Source organism: Streptococcus sp. Marseille-Q5619, assembly GCF_946901205.1.
Classification (GTDB): domain Bacteria; phylum Bacillota; class Bacilli; order Lactobacillales; family Streptococcaceae; genus Streptococcus.
The window spans coordinates 144603-160000 of sequence record NZ_CAMPPO010000006.1; the positions used below are offsets into that span (position 1 = coordinate 144603).

At 38.9% G+C, this 15398-nt stretch carries 10 protein-coding genes, 2 tRNA genes, 2 rRNA genes and 1 pseudogene (1 of these 15 only partly in view); 14 read left to right on the forward strand and 1 reads right to left on the reverse strand.

Features of this window, described 5'->3' with window-relative positions; all coding sequences use genetic code 11:
* Position 1: 1 nt before the first annotated feature.
* The 10 genes and pseudogenes from pth to OC530_RS08670 all read left to right on the forward strand — a co-directional run bounded on the left by pth (position 2) and on the right by OC530_RS08670 (position 10543).
* Positions 2 to 571 (forward strand): aminoacyl-tRNA hydrolase, encoded by a 570-nt coding sequence (pth, locus tag OC530_RS08625; protein ID WP_262081081.1) that lies wholly within the window; start codon positions 2 to 4, stop codon positions 569 to 571.
* Positions 572 to 4075, forward strand: coding sequence for a transcription-repair coupling factor (gene mfd / locus OC530_RS08630; protein ID WP_262081082.1), 3504 nt, complete (start codon positions 572 to 574; stop codon positions 4073 to 4075). It abuts the gene before it with no gap.
* 57 nt (positions 4076 to 4132) lie between these two features.
* The gene (locus OC530_RS08635) at positions 4133 to 4399 is read left to right on the forward strand and encodes an RNA-binding S4 domain-containing protein (protein ID WP_001234978.1); all 267 of its coding nucleotides are present in this window, start codon (positions 4133 to 4135) and stop codon (positions 4397 to 4399) included.
* Complete coding sequence (locus OC530_RS08640; protein WP_262081083.1) at positions 4392 to 4760, forward strand: septum formation initiator family protein; 369 nt, start codon at positions 4392 to 4394, stop codon at positions 4758 to 4760. Before OC530_RS08635 ends, OC530_RS08640 begins: the two co-directional genes overlap by 8 nt.
* Before the next feature lie 4 nt (positions 4761 to 4764).
* Positions 4765 to 4887: an SP_0009 family protein gene (locus OC530_RS08645; protein ID WP_000429334.1), complete on the forward strand. Its 123-nt coding sequence runs from the start codon at positions 4765 to 4767 to the stop codon at positions 4885 to 4887.
* Positions 4880 to 6148, forward strand: a complete 1269-nt coding sequence (locus OC530_RS08650; RefSeq protein ID WP_262081084.1) for a class A beta-lactamase-related serine hydrolase — start codon at positions 4880 to 4882, stop codon at positions 6146 to 6148. Before OC530_RS08645 ends, OC530_RS08650 begins: the two co-directional genes overlap by 8 nt.
* Positions 6145 to 7422 (forward strand): tRNA lysidine(34) synthetase TilS, encoded by a 1278-nt coding sequence (gene tilS / locus OC530_RS08655; RefSeq protein ID WP_262081085.1) that lies wholly within the window; start codon positions 6145 to 6147, stop codon positions 7420 to 7422. The genes OC530_RS08650 and tilS overlap by 4 nt, the downstream gene beginning before the upstream one ends.
* A gap of 4 nt (positions 7423 to 7426) precedes the next feature.
* On the forward strand, positions 7427 to 7969 hold the full coding sequence (gene hpt / locus OC530_RS08660) for a hypoxanthine phosphoribosyltransferase (RefSeq protein WP_000892172.1): 543 nt from the start codon (positions 7427 to 7429) through the stop codon (positions 7967 to 7969).
* Positions 7970 to 7984: 15 nt separating this feature from the next.
* Positions 7985 to 9943, forward strand: coding sequence for an ATP-dependent zinc metalloprotease FtsH (gene ftsH, locus OC530_RS08665; protein ID WP_112445394.1), 1959 nt, complete (start codon positions 7985 to 7987; stop codon positions 9941 to 9943).
* Between the two features lie 120 nt (positions 9944 to 10063).
* Positions 10064 to 10543, forward strand: a pseudogene (locus tag OC530_RS08670) (sigma-70 family RNA polymerase sigma factor).
* Between the two features lie 97 nt (positions 10544 to 10640).
* On the opposite strand, the gene OC530_RS08675 reads toward OC530_RS08670, so the two are convergent.
* Entirely contained in the window at positions 10641 to 11807 is a 1167-nt protein-coding gene (locus tag OC530_RS08675) for an IS30 family transposase (protein WP_262081086.1), read from the reverse strand.
* 211 nt (positions 11808 to 12018) lie between these two features.
* Here OC530_RS08675 and OC530_RS08680 point away from each other — a divergent pair.
* From OC530_RS08680 to OC530_RS08695, 4 genes are all read left to right on the forward strand, one after another.
* Positions 12019 to 12090 (forward strand) — tRNA-Glu (locus OC530_RS08680).
* Between the two features lie 243 nt (positions 12091 to 12333).
* Positions 12334 to 13879, forward strand: a 16S ribosomal RNA gene (locus tag OC530_RS08685).
* 51 nt (positions 13880 to 13930) lie between these two features.
* A tRNA-Ala gene (locus OC530_RS08690) sits at positions 13931 to 14003 on the forward strand.
* Positions 14004 to 14127: 124 nt separating this feature from the next.
* A 23S ribosomal RNA gene (locus tag OC530_RS08695) occupies positions 14128 to 15398 on the forward strand; it runs 1631 nt beyond the window's last position.
* The 16S and 23S rRNA genes sit together here with 2 tRNA genes alongside, the layout of an rRNA operon.

Here is a 15398-nt window from a genome sequence, read left to right on the forward strand (position 1 = left end):
AATGACCAAATTACTTGTAGGCTTGGGAAATCCAGGAGATAAATATTTTGAAACAAAACATAATGTTGGTTTTATGTTGATTGATCAACTAGCGAAGAAACAGAATGTCACTTTTACACACGATAAGATATTTCAAGCTGATCTAGCATCTTTTTTCTTCAATGGAGAAAAAATTTATCTTGTTAAACCAACGACCTTTATGAATGAAAGTGGAAAAGCAGTTCATGCTTTATTGACTTACTATGGTTTGGATATTGAAGATTTACTCATCATTTACGATGATCTTGACATGGAAGTTGGAAAGATTCGCTTAAGAGCAAAAGGCTCCGCAGGTGGTCATAATGGTATCAAGTCTATTATTCAACATATTGGAACTCAGGTCTTTAACCGTGCTAAGATTGGAATCGGAAGACCTAAAAATGGCATGTCAGTTGTTCACCATGTTTTGAGTACCTTTGACAAGGATGATTATATTGGTATTTTACAGTCTATTGACAAAGTTGACGATTCTGTAAACTACTATTTACAAGAGAAAAACTTTGAAAAAACGATGCAGAGGTATAATGGATAAATGGTGACCTTATTAGATTTATTCTCAGAAAATGATCAGATTAAAAAATGGCATCAAAATCTGACAGATAAGAAAAGACAACTAATACTTGGTTTATCAACGTCTACTAAGGCTCTTGCAATTGCAAGCAGTTTAGAAAAAGAAGAGAAGATTGTGTTATTGACGTCCACTTATGGAGAGGCAGAAGGGCTTATTAGTGATCTTATTTCTATCTTGGGTGAGGAATTTGTCTATCCATTTTTGGTAGATGATTCCCCTATGGTCGAGTTTTTGATGTCTTCACAAGAAAAAATCATCTCACGGGTTGAAGCCTTACGTTTTTTGACTAATCCATCTAAGAAAGGGATTTTAGTTTGTAATATCGCAGCAAGTCGATTGATTTTACCGTCTCCCAATGTATTCAGAGATAGTATTGTAAAAATCTCAGTTGGTGAAGAATATGACCAACACGCGCTTATCCATCAGTTAAAGGAAATAGGCTATCGAAAAGTCACTCAAGTACAAACTCAGGGCGAATTTAGTCTGCGAGGAGATATTTTAGATATTTTTGAAATATCCCAGTTAGAACCTTACCGAATTGAGTTTTTTGGTGATGAAGTCGATGGTATTAGGTCATTTGAAGTCGAAACACAATTATCGAAAGAAAATCAGACAGAACTCACCATATTTCCAGCTAGCGACATAATTTTGAGAGAAAAGGATTATCAACGAGGTCAGTCAGCTTTAGAAAAACAAATTTCAAAAACGTTATCACCTATTTTAAAATCATATTTAGAAGAAATTCTTTCAAGTTTTCACCAAAAACAAATTCATTCTGATTCCCGGAAATTTTTATCTTTGTGTTATGACAAGATATGGACTGTCTTTGATTATATTGAAAAAGATACTCCAATATTCTTTGATGATTATCAAAAATTGATGAATCAGTATGAAGTCTTTGAAAGAGAATTAGCGCAATACTTTACAGAAGAATTACAGAACAGTAAAGCATTTTCTGAGATGCAGTATTTTGCTGATACAGAGCAAATATATAAAAAACAGAGTCCGGTTACCTTTTTCTCTAATCTGCAAAAGGGATTAGGAAATCTCAAGTTTGATCAAATTTATCAATTTAATCAATATCCTATGCAGGAGTTTTTCAATCAATTTTCTTTTCTAAAAGAAGAAATTGAACGATACAAAAAAATGAATTATACTATTATCCTGCAGTCTAGCAATTCAATGGGAAGTAAAACATTGGAGGATGTTTTAGAGGAATACCAGATTAAATTGGATTCCAGAGATAAGTCAAGAATCTGTCAAGAATCTGTAAACTTAATCGAGGGTAATCTCAGACATGGTTTTCATTTTGTAGATGAAAAGGTTTTATTGATAACTGAACATGAGATTTTTCAAAAGAAATTGAAACGTCGTTTTCGAAGACAACATGTTTCAAATGCGGAGCGCTTAAAAGATTATAATGAACTTGAAAAAGGGGACTACGTTGTTCACCACATTCATGGAATTGGTCAATATCTAGGAATTGAAACAATTGAAATCAAGGGGATTCACCGCGATTATGTAAGTGTCCAGTATCAAAATGGGGATCAAATTTCTATCCCCGTGGAACAGATTCATCTACTGTCCAAATATATTTCAAGTGATGGTAAAGCTCCAAAACTCAATAAATTAAATGACGGTCATTTTAAAAAGGCCAAGCAAAAGGTTAAGAACCAGGTAGAGGATATAGCTGATGATTTAATCAAACTTTACTCTGAACGTAGTCAGTTGAAGGGTTTTGCTTTCTCAGCTGATGATGATGATCAACAGGCCTTTGATGATGCTTTCCCTTATGTTGAAACGGATGATCAACTTCGTAGTATTGAGGAAATCAAGAGAGATATGCAGGCTTCTCAGCCAATGGATCGACTTTTAGTTGGGGATGTTGGTTTTGGAAAGACTGAAGTTGCTATGCGTGCAGCCTTTAAGGCAGTCAATGATCACAAACAGGTTGTCGTTCTAGTTCCGACGACGGTTTTAGCGCAACAGCACTATACGAATTTTAAGGAACGATTCCAAAATTTTGCAGTTAATATTGATGTGTTGAGTCGCTTTAGAAGTAAAAAAGAGCAGACTGAAACACTTGAAAAATTGAAAAACGGTCAAGTTGATATTTTGATTGGAACACATCGTGTTTTGTCAAAAGATGTTGTGTTTGCTGATTTGGGCTTGATGATTATTGATGAGGAACAACGATTTGGTGTCAAGCATAAGGAAACATTGAAAGAACTGAAAAAACAAGTAGATGTCCTAACCTTGACAGCAACGCCAATTCCTCGTACCCTTCATATGTCTATGCTGGGAATCAGAGATTTATCTGTTATTGAAACTCCCCCAACGAATCGTTATCCAGTGCAAACCTATGTTTTGGAAAAGAATGATAGTGTCATTCGTGATGCGGTCTTACGTGAAATGGAGCGTGGAGGTCAAGTTTACTACCTTTACAACAAAGTTGACACAATTGATCAGAAGGTTTCAGAATTACAGGAGTTAATTCCAGAGGCTTCGATTGGGTATGTTCATGGTCGCATGAGTGAAATCCAGTTGGAAAATACTCTATTAGACTTTATTGAGGGTCAGTATGATATTTTGGTGACGACTACCATTATTGAGACAGGGGTGGACATTCCAAATGCCAATACCTTATTTATTGAAAATGCGGATCATATGGGCTTGTCAACCTTGTATCAATTAAGAGGAAGAGTCGGTCGTAGTAATCGGATTGCTTATGCTTATCTCATGTATCGTCCAGAAAAGTCAATCAGTGAAGTCTCTGAGAAGAGATTAGAAGCCATCAAAGGATTTACAGAATTGGGCTCAGGATTTAAGATTGCAATGCGAGATCTTTCGATTCGTGGAGCAGGAAATCTTTTAGGGAAATCCCAGTCTGGTTTCATTGATTCTGTTGGTTTTGAATTGTATTCGCAGTTATTAGAGGAAGCTATTGCTAAACGAAATGGTAATGCTAACACAAGAACCAAAGGGAATGCCGAATTGATTTTACAAATCGATGCTTATCTTCCTGATATTTATATCTCTGATCAACGACATAAGATTGAAATTTACAAGAAAATTCGTCAAATTGACAATCGTGTCAATTATGAAGAGTTACAAGAAGAGTTGATGGACCGCTTTGGAGAATACCCAGATGTAGTAGCCTATCTTTTAGAGATTGGTTTGGTCAAGTCATATTTGGACAAGGTCTTTGTCCAACGTGTGGAAAGAAAAGAGAACAAGATTACAGTTCAATTTGAAAAAGTCACTCAACGACTGTTTTTAGCTCAAGATTATTTTAAAGCTTTATCTGCAACGAACTTAAAAGCAGCCATAGCTGATAATGAAGGAGCAATGGAGCTTGTATTTGATGTCCGAAATAAGAAAGATTATGAAATTTTAGAAGGTCTGATAATTTTTGGAGAAAGTTTATTAGAGATAAAAGAGTCGAAGGAAGAAAATGCCATTTGATATTTTTCTTCTATAAAATAGATAAAAATGGTACAATAATAAGTTGAGGTAATAAGGATGAGATTAGACAAATATTTAAAAGTATCACGAATTATCAAACGTCGTACAGTAGCAAAGGAAGTAGCAGATAAAGGCAGAATCAAGGTGAATGGGATTTTGGCCAAAAGTTCAACGGATTTGAAAGTTAATGACCAAGTTGAAATTCGATTTGGCAATAAGTTGCTACTTGTAAAAGTACTAGAGATGAAAGATAGTACGAAAAAAGAAGATGCAGCAGGCATGTATGAAATTATCAGTGAAACACGGGTAGAAGAAAATGTCTAAGAATATTGTACAATTAAACAATTCTTTTATCCAAAATGAATACCAACGTCGTCGCTACCTGATGAAAGAACGACAAAAACGGAATCGTTTTATGGGGTGGGTATTGATTTTGATTATGCTGTTATTTATTTTGCCAACTTTTAATTTAGCGCAGAGCTATCAGCAATTACTCCAAAGACGTCAGCAACTAGCAGACTTGCAAACTCAGTATAAAACTTTGAGTGATGAAAAGGATAAGGAGACAGCATTTGCTACAAAGTTGAAAGATGAGGATTATGCTGCCAAATATACACGAGCGAAGTACTATTATTCTAAGTCGAGGGAAATAGTTTATACGATTCCTGACTTGCTCCCAAGGTGATAAAATGGAAAATTTATTAGATGTAATAGAGCAATTTTTGAGTCTATCGGATGAAAAGCTGGAAGAGCTAGCTGATAAAAATCAACTATTGCGTTTACAAGAAGAAAAGGAAAGGAAGAATGCGTAAGTTCTTAATTATTTTGTTGCTACCGAGTTTTTTGACCATTTCAAAAGTTGTTAGCACAGAAAAAGAAGTCGTCTATACTTCGAAAGAAATTTATTACCTTTCACAATCTGACTTTGGTATTTATTTTAGAGAAAAGCTAAATTCTCCTATGGTTTATGGAGAGGTTCCTGTCTATGCGAATGAAGATTTAGTAGTGGAATCTGGAAAATTGACTCCAAAAACAAGTTTTCAAATAACCGAGTGGCGTTTAAATAAACAAGGAATTCCAGTATTTAAGTTATCCAACCATCAATTTATAGCTGCGGACAAACGATTTTTATACGATCAGTCAGAGGTAACTCCTACAATAAAAAAAGTATGGTTAGAATCTGATTTTAAACTGTACAATAGTCCTTATGATTTAAAAGAAGTGAAATCGTCTTTATCAGCTTATTCGCAGGTATCAATCGATAAGCTCATGTTTGTAGAAGGAAAAGAATTTCTACATATTGATCAGGTTGGATGGGTAGATAAGGAATCAACTTCTGAAGAAGATAATCGGATGGGTAAAGTCCAAGAAATGTTATCTGAAAAATATCAGAAAGATTCATTCTCTATTTATGTTAAGCAACTGACTACTGGAAAAGAAGCTGGTATCAATCAAAATGAAAAGATGTATGCAGCTAGTGTTTTGAAACTCCCTTATCTCTATTATGCGCAAGAAAAAATAAATGAGGGTCTTTATCAGTTAGATACGACTGTAAAATACGTATCTGAAGTCAATGATTTTCCAGGTTCTTATAAACCAGAGGGAAGTGGTAGTCTTCCTAAAAAAGAGGATAATAAAGAGTATTCTCTCAAGGACTTAATCACAAAAGTATCTAAAGAATCTGATAATGTAGCTCATAATTTATTGGGATATTACATTTCAAATCAATCTGATGCCACATTCAAGTCTAAGATGTCTGCTATTATGGGGGATGATTGGGATTCAAAAGAAAAATTGATTTCTTCCAAGATGGCCGGGAAGGTCATGGAAGCTATTTATAATCAAAATGGATTTGTGCTAGAGTCTTTGACTAAAACAGATTTTGATAATCAGCGAATTGCCAAAGGTGTTTCTGTGAAGGTAGCTCATAAAATTGGGGATGCGGACGAATTTAAGCATGATACGGGTGTTGTCTACGCAGATTCTCCATTTATTCTTTCTATTTTCACTAAGAATTCTGATTATGATACGATTTCTCAGATAGCCAAGGATGTTTATGAGGTTCTAAAATGAGGGGACAAGATTTTTTAAATCATTTTCTCAAGAAGGGATATTTCAAAAAGCATGCTAAGGTGGTGCTAGCTCTTTCTGGTGGGTTAGATTCTATGTTTCTGTTTAAGGTATTATCTACTTATCAAAAAGAGTTAGAAATTGAATTGATTCTAGCTCATGTGAATCATAAGCAGAGAGTAGAATCAGATTGGGAAGAAAAGGAATTAAGGAAGTTGGCTGCTGAAGCAGAGCTTCCTATTTATATCAGCAATTTTTCAGGAGAATTTTCAGAAGCACGTGCACGACATTTTCGTTATGATTTTTTTCAAGAGGTCATGAAAAAGACAGGTGCGACAGCTTTAGTCACTGCCCACCATGCTGATGACCAGGTGGAAACGATTTTGATGCGTTTGATTCGAGGTACTCGTTTGCGCTATCTATCAGGAATTAAGGAGAAGCAAGTAGTAGGAGAGATAGAAATCATTCGGCCCTTCTTGCATTTTCAGAAAAAAGACTTTCCACCAATTTTTCACTTTGAAGATACATCAAATAAGGAAAATCATTATTTTCGAAATCGTATTCGAAACTCTTATTTACCAGAATTAGAGAAAGAAAATCCTCGATTTAGGGATGCAATCTTAAGTATTGGAAATGAAATTTTAGATTATGACTTAGCTATAGCTGAATTATCTAATAATATTGATGTAGAAAATTTAGATCAGCTATTGTCTTACTCTGAGTCGACACAAAGAGTTTTACTTCAAACTTATCTGAATCGTTTTCCAGATTTGAATCTTACAAAAGCTCAGTTTGATGAAGTTCGGCAGATTTTAAAATCTAAAAGCCAGTATTGTCATCCGCTTAAAAATGGCTATGAATTGATAAAAGAGTATCAACAGTTTCAGATTTGTAAAATCAGTCCGCAGGCTGATGAAAAGGAAGATGAATTTGTGTTACACTATCAAAATCAGGTCTCTTATCAAGGATACACATTTTCCTTTGGACTTCCTTTAGAAGGTGAATCAATTCAACAAATATCTGTTTCACGCGAAACATCCATACACATTCGTCATCGAAAAACAGGAGATGTTTTGATTCAAAATGGGCATAGAAAAAAACTTAGACGTCTATTTATTGATTTGAAAATTCCTATGGAAAACCGAAAATCTGCTCTGATTATTGAGCAATTTGGTGAAATTGTCTCAATTTTGGGAATTGCGACTAGTGATTTGAGTAAAAACACGAAAAATGATATAATGAACACTGTACTTTATATAGAAAAAATAGATAGGTAAAAAAATGTTAGAAAACGATATTAAAAAAATCCTCGTTTCACACGATGAAATTACAGAAGCTGCTAAAAAATTAGGTGCTCAATTAACTAAGGACTATGCAGGAAAAAATCCAATCTTGGTTGGGATTTTAAAAGGATCTATTCCTTTTATGGCTGAATTGGTCAAACATATTGATACACATATTGAAATGGACTTCATGATGGTTTCTAGCTACCATGGTGGAACAGCAAGTAGTGGTGTCATCAATATCAAGCAAGATGTAACTCAAGATATTAAAGGAAGACATGTTCTATTTGTAGAGGATATCATTGATACAGGTCAAACTTTGAAGAATTTGCGAGATATGTTTATTGCAAGAGATGCAGCTTCTGTTAACATTGCAACCTTGTTGGATAAACCAGAGGGACGTGTTGTAGAAATTGAGGCAGACTATACCTGCTTTACTATCCCAAATGAGTTTGTAGTAGGTTATGGTTTAGACTACAAAGAAAATTATCGTAACCTTCCTTATGTTGGAGTATTGAAAGAAGAAGTGTATTCAAATTAGAAAGAACAATTTTTAATGAAAAAACAAAATAATGGTTTAATTAAAAATCCATTTCTATGGTTATTACTTATTTTTTTCCTAGTTACAGCTTACCAGTATTTTAGTACAGGTAGTGTTGCAGGGAAAAGTGAGCAAATTAATTATACAGAATTGGTAAAAGAAATTACCGATGACAATGTAAAAGAATTAACCTACCAACCAAATGGCAGTGTTATCGAAGTTTCGGGTGTCTATAAAAATCCTAAAACAAGTAAAGAAGAAACAGGCATTCAGTTCTTTTCTCCATCTGTTACAACAGTAGAGAAATTTTCAAGTATTATTCTTCCCTCTGATACCACAGTATCAGAATTGCAAAAACTTGCTTCGGACCATAAAGCAGAAGTAACTATTAAGCATGAAAGTTCAAGTGGTATGTGGATTAATCTACTCGTATCCATTGTGCCATTTGGAATTCTATTCTTCTTCCTATTCTCTATGATGGGAAATATGGGGGGAGGCAATGGTCGTAACCCAATGAGTTTTGGACGTAGTAAGGCTAAAGCTGCAAATAAAGAGGATATTAAAGTAAGATTTTCAGATGTTGCTGGAGCTGAGGAAGAAAAGCAAGAACTAGTTGAAGTTGTTGAATTCTTAAAAGATCCAAAACGATTTACAAAACTTGGAGCCCGTATTCCAGCAGGTGTTCTTTTGGAGGGGCCTCCGGGAACAGGTAAGACCTTGCTTGCTAAGGCAGTCGCTGGAGAAGCAGGCGTTCCATTCTTTAGTATCTCAGGTTCTGACTTTGTAGAAATGTTTGTCGGAGTTGGAGCTAGTCGTGTTCGTTCTCTTTTTGAAGATGCCAAAAAAGCAGCGCCAGCTATTATCTTTATCGATGAAATTGATGCTGTTGGTCGTCAACGTGGTGTCGGCCTCGGTGGAGGAAATGATGAACGTGAACAAACCTTGAACCAACTTTTGATTGAGATGGATGGTTTTGAGGGAAATGAAGGGATTATCGTCATCGCTGCGACAAACCGTTCAGATGTACTTGATCCTGCCCTTTTGCGTCCAGGACGTTTTGATAGAAAAGTATTGGTTGGTCGTCCTGATGTTAAGGGGCGCGAAGCAATCTTGAAAGTTCATGCTAAGAACAAGCCTTTAGCAGAAGATGTAGATTTGAAATTAGTTGCTCAACAAACTCCAGGCTTTGTTGGTGCTGATTTGGAAAACGTTCTAAATGAGGCAGCCTTAGTTGCTGCCCGTCGCAACAAGTCAGTTATTGATGCTTCAGATATTGATGAAGCAGAAGATAGAGTGATTGCTGGTCCTTCTAAGAAAGATAAGACAGTTTCACAAAAAGAACGTGAATTGGTTGCCTATCATGAGGCAGGACATACCATTGTTGGTCTAGTCTTATCGAATGCCCGAGTTGTCCATAAGGTTACAATTGTACCACGTGGTCGTGCAGGTGGTTATATGATTGCACTTCCTAAGGAAGACCAAATGCTTCTATCTAAAGAAGATATGAAAGAGCAATTGGCTGGCTTAATGGGTGGACGTGTAGCTGAAGAAATTATCTTTAATGTCCAAACTACAGGAGCTTCAAACGACTTTGAACAAGCGACACAAATGGCGCGTGCAATGGTTACAGAGTACGGTATGAGTGAAAAACTTGGTCCAGTTCAATATGAAGGAAATCATGCCATGTTTGGTGCACAAAGCCCTCAAAAATCAATTTCAGAACAAACAGCTTATGAAATTGACGAAGAGGTTCGTTCATTATTGAATGAGGCACGAAATAAAGCCGCTGAAATTATTCAGTCAAATCGTGAAACTCACAAGTTGATTGCAGAAGCATTATTGAAATACGAAACATTGGATAGTACACAAATTAAATCTCTCTATGAAACAGGAAAGATGCCTGAAACAGTAGAAGAGGAATCTCATGCATTATCTTATGATGAAGTAAAATCAAAAATGAATGACGAAAAATAACCCAAAGAGAGGCTGAGCCTCTCTTTTTTGTGCAGTTTAGACGGTGTAGGGAACAGAATGGGGAGAAATAACCAAATTAGCTTTTTGTTTTGTTAAACTGTATTTAGAAAGGGGAAAAGAATGATTAAAGAATTGTATGAAGAAGTCCAAGGAATTGTATACAAGTGTAGAAATGAATATTACCTTCATTTATGGGAGTTATCGGACTGGGATCAAGAGGGAATGATATGTCTACATGAATTGATTAGTAGAGAAGAAGAGCTGGCAGAAGATATTCCTCGTTTACGTAAATATTTCAAAACAAAATTCCGGAATCGAATTTTAGATTATCTCCGTAAGCAAGAAAGTCACAAACGGAGATATGATAAAGAGCTTTATGAAGAAGTGGGTGAGATAAGTCATCGTATAAGTGAGGGCGGTCTCTGACTAGATGATTATTATCTCTTTCATGAAACACTAAGGGATTATAGAAACAAACAAACTAAAGATCAACAAGAAGAACTAGAACGCATCTTAAGAAATGAACGATTCCGAGGTCGTCAAAGAGTATTAAGAGACTTACGTATTGTGTTTAAAGAGTTTGACATCCGTACCCATTAGGAATTCATGAAAAAACGGTAAATTCCCAAACTAAGTTCCACTGCTAATCCAAGTGGAAGTTAGTGTGAGACGTTGGAATGGGGTTGAAGATTAGTTTTTAGAACTTATGTTGGAGTAATGTAGACGACTGACAGACGTCTTCTGCAGGTATTTTAGAAATGCCGAGAAGCTTAGGAATTTCTTCTCCATAGGTAAATGCAAAGAGTTCATAGGCTGACTTTCCATTTAAAGCAGCACGTTTGACGCTGTTGACATGCGAACAAACGAGATTGATATCCTCTTGAGTTAAGTTGTCAAAAGAAGTTCCTTTAGGTAGAATATCGCGAATCAGCGTGTGATTTTTCTCAATTCTCCCTTTCTGGTCAGAGCGATTAGGGTTACAAAAGAAGAGTTTACTCTCTCCTCGCACATCCATTTCGATATCATCGACCCTGGCAAACTCTCCTCCATTATCGGTAAGAATGACAGGAAAGAGTTGGAAGAAATCTTTGTCAGCTTGGTGAAGAGTGTTCTTGATGTCATAGAGGTGTTTGGTAACCTCAAGGGCAGTTTTATTATCCAGCAGTCTAGCGAAGATAAAGTTACAGAAAGATAGATTGAAGGTGAGTAGGACTTTACCTCCCATTCTGCCCATAACGGTATCCATTTCTAGCCAAGAGTCTAGTTGATTAAGGGTTAAATAATTTAGGAAATCCTCATAGGAACGGCCTTTTTTAGCTTCTTTAGGGATGGGAGGTAGCTTACTTTTTCTTCGTTCTTTAAATTTAACGGCTCTGGTTAGGTCAATAGGAGCGATAGATAGGTACCCTTTTCGGATGTGTCGATAGACGGTTGAGGAGCTGACATCAAGGTTATGAGTTTTGAGGATATGATAGATGTGTTGTCCCTTTTTAACACCATCAGAAATGACTTTGTCCATTTCCCAGAAGGTCTTGGAATTGAGGGGAGTTCCTTCACGAGCTTCGATAAGAGTTTGTTCGTATTGTTTTTGAGCTTGCTTAGCGAGGTATAAAATCTTCTTATAGCCACAATTCTGTCTTCTTTTAAGGCATCCGTTACAGACAAAGGGAGCTTTGTCGAGCAGAGGGCAAGGGAGGTTATCACAAGTAGACTCTCGGACTTGTCTGTTTCGTTTTACCTCTTTGGAGACAGTAGTTGGGTCTTTTAGAATGGATTGTCCGATAGTTTTGAAGGTTTCACCGCGCTCTAAGCCTAGTTGGGTATCATTACGGTCTGAAAGGGTAAGGTGTTTATGTTTTGTCATAGTAGACCTCGTTTCTAACTCAAACGTCTCACACTTAATTCCACCATAAAAATCCGTTTTAGACTAATTTCCACTTTGGTCAGGCAAGTGGAAGTTACTTTGAGAAGTTACAGTTACTTTGAGAAGTTACCAAAAGTAAAAAAAGTTTAAAAAAGGTGTTGACAAAGTTAGAAAAGTCGGTATAATAGTAAGAGTTGAAAATAACAACTCTGGTCCGTTGGTCAAGGGGTTAAGACACCGCCTTTTCACGGCGGTAACACGGGTTCGAATCCCGTACGGACTATGGTATGTTGCGGTTGTAACACTTGATGAAAAAAGTTTTAAAAAAGTTTCAAAAAAGTGTTGACAAGCGAAAGTGACTGTGATATACTAATATAGTTGTCGCTTGAGAGAAGTAAGTGACAAAGACCTTTGAAAACTGAACAAGACGAACCAATGTGCAGGGCACTACAACCTTGGTTGTAGTACTGAACAATGAAAAAAACAATAAATCTGTCAGTGACAGAAATGAGTGAGAACTCAAACTTTTAATGAGAGTTTGATCCTGGCTCAGGACGAACGCTGGCGGCGTGCCTAATACATGCAAGTAGAACGCTGAAGGAGGAGCTTGCTTCTCTGGATGAGTTGCGAACGGGTGAGTAACGCGTAGGTAACCTGCCTGGTAGCGGGGGATAACTATTGGAAACGATAGCTAATACCGCATAAGAGTAGATGTTGCATGACATTTGCTTAAAAGGTGCAAATGCATCACTACCAGATGGACCTGCGTTGTATTAGCTAGTTGGTGGGGTAACGGCTCACCAAGGCGACGATACATAGCCGACCTGAGAGGGTGATCGGCCACACTGGGACTGAGACACGGCCCAGACTCCTACGGGAGGCAGCAGTAGGGAATCTTCGGCAATGGACGGAAGTCTGACCGAGCAACGCCGCGTGAGTGAAGAAGGTTTTCGGATCGTAAAGCTCTGTTGTAAGAGAAGAACGAGTGTGAGAGTGGAAAGTTCACACTGTGACGGTATCTTACCAGAAAGGGACGGCTAACTACGTGCCAGCAGCCGCGGTAATACGTAGGTCCCGAGCGTTGTCCGGATTTATTGGGCGTAAAGCGAGCGCAGGCGGTTAGATAAGTCTGAAGTTAAAGGCTGTGGCTTAACCATAGTACGCTTTGGAAACTGTTTAACTTGAGTGCAAGAGGGGAGAGTGGAATTCCATGTGTAGCGGTGAAATGCGTAGATATATGGAGGAACACCGGTGGCGAAAGCGGCTCTCTGGCTTGTAACTGACGCTGAGGCTCGAAAGCGTGGGGAGCAAACAGGATTAGATACCCTGGTAGTCCACGCCGTAAACGATGAGTGCTAGGTGTTAGACCCTTTCCGGGGTTTAGTGCCGTAGCTAACGCATTAAGCACTCCGCCTGGGGAGTACGACCGCAAGGTTGAAACTCAAAGGAATTGACGGGGGCCCGCACAAGCGGTGGAGCATGTGGTTTAATTCGAAGCAACGCGAAGAACCTTACCAGGTCTTGACATCCCTCTGACCGCTCTAGAGATAGAGCTTTCCTTCGGGACAGAGGCGACAGGTGGTGCATGGTTGTCGTCAGCTCGTGTCGTGAGATGTTGGGTTAAGTCCCGCAACGAGCGCAACCCCTATTGTTAGTTGCCATCATTCAGTTGGGCACTCTAGCGAGACTGCCGGTAATAAACCGGAGGAAGGTGGGGATGACGTCAAATCATCATGCCCCTTATGACCTGGGCTACACACGTGCTACAATGGCTGGTACAACGAGTCGCAAGCCGGTGACGGCAAGCTAATCTCTTAAAGCCAGTCTCAGTTCGGATTGTAGGCTGCAACTCGCCTACATGAAGTCGGAATCGCTAGTAATCGCGGATCAGCACGCCGCGGTGAATACGTTCCCGGGCCTTGTACACACCGCCCGTCACACCACGAGAGTTTGTAACACCCGAAGTCGGTGAGGTAACCGTAAGGAGCCAGCCGCCTAAGGTGGGATAGATGATTGGGGTGAAGTCGTAACAAGGTAGCCGTATCGGAAGGTGCGGCTGGATCACCTCCTTTCTAAGGATAAGGAACTGCGCATTGGTCTTGTTTAGTCTTGAGAGGTCTTGTGGGGCCTTAGCTCAGCTGGGAGAGCGCCTGCTTTGCACGCAGGAGGTCAGCGGTTCGATCCCGCTAGGCTCCATTGGTGAGAGATCACCAAGTAATGCACATTGAAAATTGAATATCTATATCAAATAGTAACAAGAAAATAAACCGAAAACGCTGTAGTATTAATAAGAGTTTATGACTGAAAGGTCAGAAAATAAGGTTAAGTTAATAAGGGCGCACGGTGGATGCCTTGGCACTAGGAGCCGAAGAAGGACGTGACAAACGACGATATGCCTTGGGTAGCTGTAAGTAAGCGATGATCCAGGGATTTCCGAATGGGGGAACCCAACAGGTACTACCTGTTACCCGCATCTGTTAAGGATGTGAGGAGGAAGACGCAGTGAACTGAAACATCTAAGTAGCTGCAGGAAGAGAAAGCAAAAGCGATTGCCTTAGTAGCGGCGAGCGAAACGGCAGGAGGGCAAACCGAAGAGTTTACTCTTCGGGGTTGTAGGACTGCAATGTGGACTCAAAGATTATAGAAGAATGATTTGGGAAGATCAGCCAAAGAGAGTAATAGCCTCGTATTTAAAATAGTCTTTGTACCTAGCAGTATCCTGAGTACGGCGGGACACGTGAAATCCCGTCGGAATCTGGGAGGACCATCTCCCAACCCTAAATACTCCCTAGTGACCGATAGTGAACCAGTACCGTGAGGGAAAGGTGAAAAGCACCCCGGGAGGGGAGTGAAATAGAACCTGAAACCGTGTGCCTACAACAAGTTCGAGCCCGTTAATGGGTGAGAGCGTGCCTTTTGTAGAATGAACCGGCGAGTTACGTTATGATGCGAGGTTAAGTTGAAGAGACGGAGCCGTAGGGAAACCGAGTCTGAATAGGGCGCCTTAGTATCATGACGTAGACCCGAAACCATGTGACCTACCCATGAGCAGGTTGAAGGTGCGGTAAGACGCACTGGAGGACCGAACCAGGGCACGTTGAAAAGTGCTTGGATGACTTGTGGGTAGCGGAGAAATTCCAAACGAACTTGGAGATAGCTGGTTCTCTCCGAAATAGCTTTAGGGCTAGCGTCGACATTAGAAATTCTTGGAGGTAGAGCACTGTTTGGGTGAGGGGTCCATCCCGGATTACCAATCTCAGATAAACTCCGAATGCCAATGAATTATGGTCGGCAGTCAGACTGCGAGTGCTAAGATCCGTAGTCGAAAGGGAAACAGCCCAGACCACCAGCTAAGGTCCCAAAATAATTGTTAAGTGGAAAAGGATGTGGGGTTGCACAGACAACTAGGATGTTAGCTTAGAAGCAGCTATTCATTCAAAGAGTGCGTAATAGCTCACTAGTCGAGTGACCCTGCGCCGAAAATGTACCGGGGCTAAAACAATTTACCGAAGCTGTGGATACCTTTATAGGTATGGTAGGAGAGCGTTCTATGTGTGAAGAAGGTATACCGTGAGGAGTGCTGGAACGCAT

Coding starts and splice junctions, on each gene's coding strand:
- OC530_RS08640 (WP_262081083.1), top strand. CDS start 4,392: ATGTCTAAGAATATTGTACAATTAAACAATTCTTTTATCCAAAATGAA.
- OC530_RS08645 (WP_000429334.1), top strand. CDS start 4,765: ATGGAAAATTTATTAGATGTAATAGAGCAATTTTTGAGTCTATCGGAT.
- tilS (WP_262081085.1), top strand. CDS start 6,145: ATGAGGGGACAAGATTTTTTAAATCATTTTCTCAAGAAGGGATATTTC.
- ftsH (WP_112445394.1), top strand. CDS start 7,985: ATGAAAAAACAAAATAATGGTTTAATTAAAAATCCATTTCTATGGTTA.
- mfd (WP_262081082.1), top strand. CDS start 572: ATGGTGACCTTATTAGATTTATTCTCAGAAAATGATCAGATTAAAAAA.
- OC530_RS08675 (WP_262081086.1), bottom strand. CDS start 11,807: ATGACAAAACATAAACACCTTACCCTTTCAGACCGTAATGATACCCAA.
- OC530_RS08635 (WP_001234978.1), top strand. CDS start 4,133: ATGAGATTAGACAAATATTTAAAAGTATCACGAATTATCAAACGTCGT.
- hpt (WP_000892172.1), top strand. CDS start 7,427: ATGTTAGAAAACGATATTAAAAAAATCCTCGTTTCACACGATGAAATT.
- OC530_RS08650 (WP_262081084.1), top strand. CDS start 4,880: ATGCGTAAGTTCTTAATTATTTTGTTGCTACCGAGTTTTTTGACCATT.
- pth (WP_262081081.1), top strand. CDS start 2: ATGACCAAATTACTTGTAGGCTTGGGAAATCCAGGAGATAAATATTTT.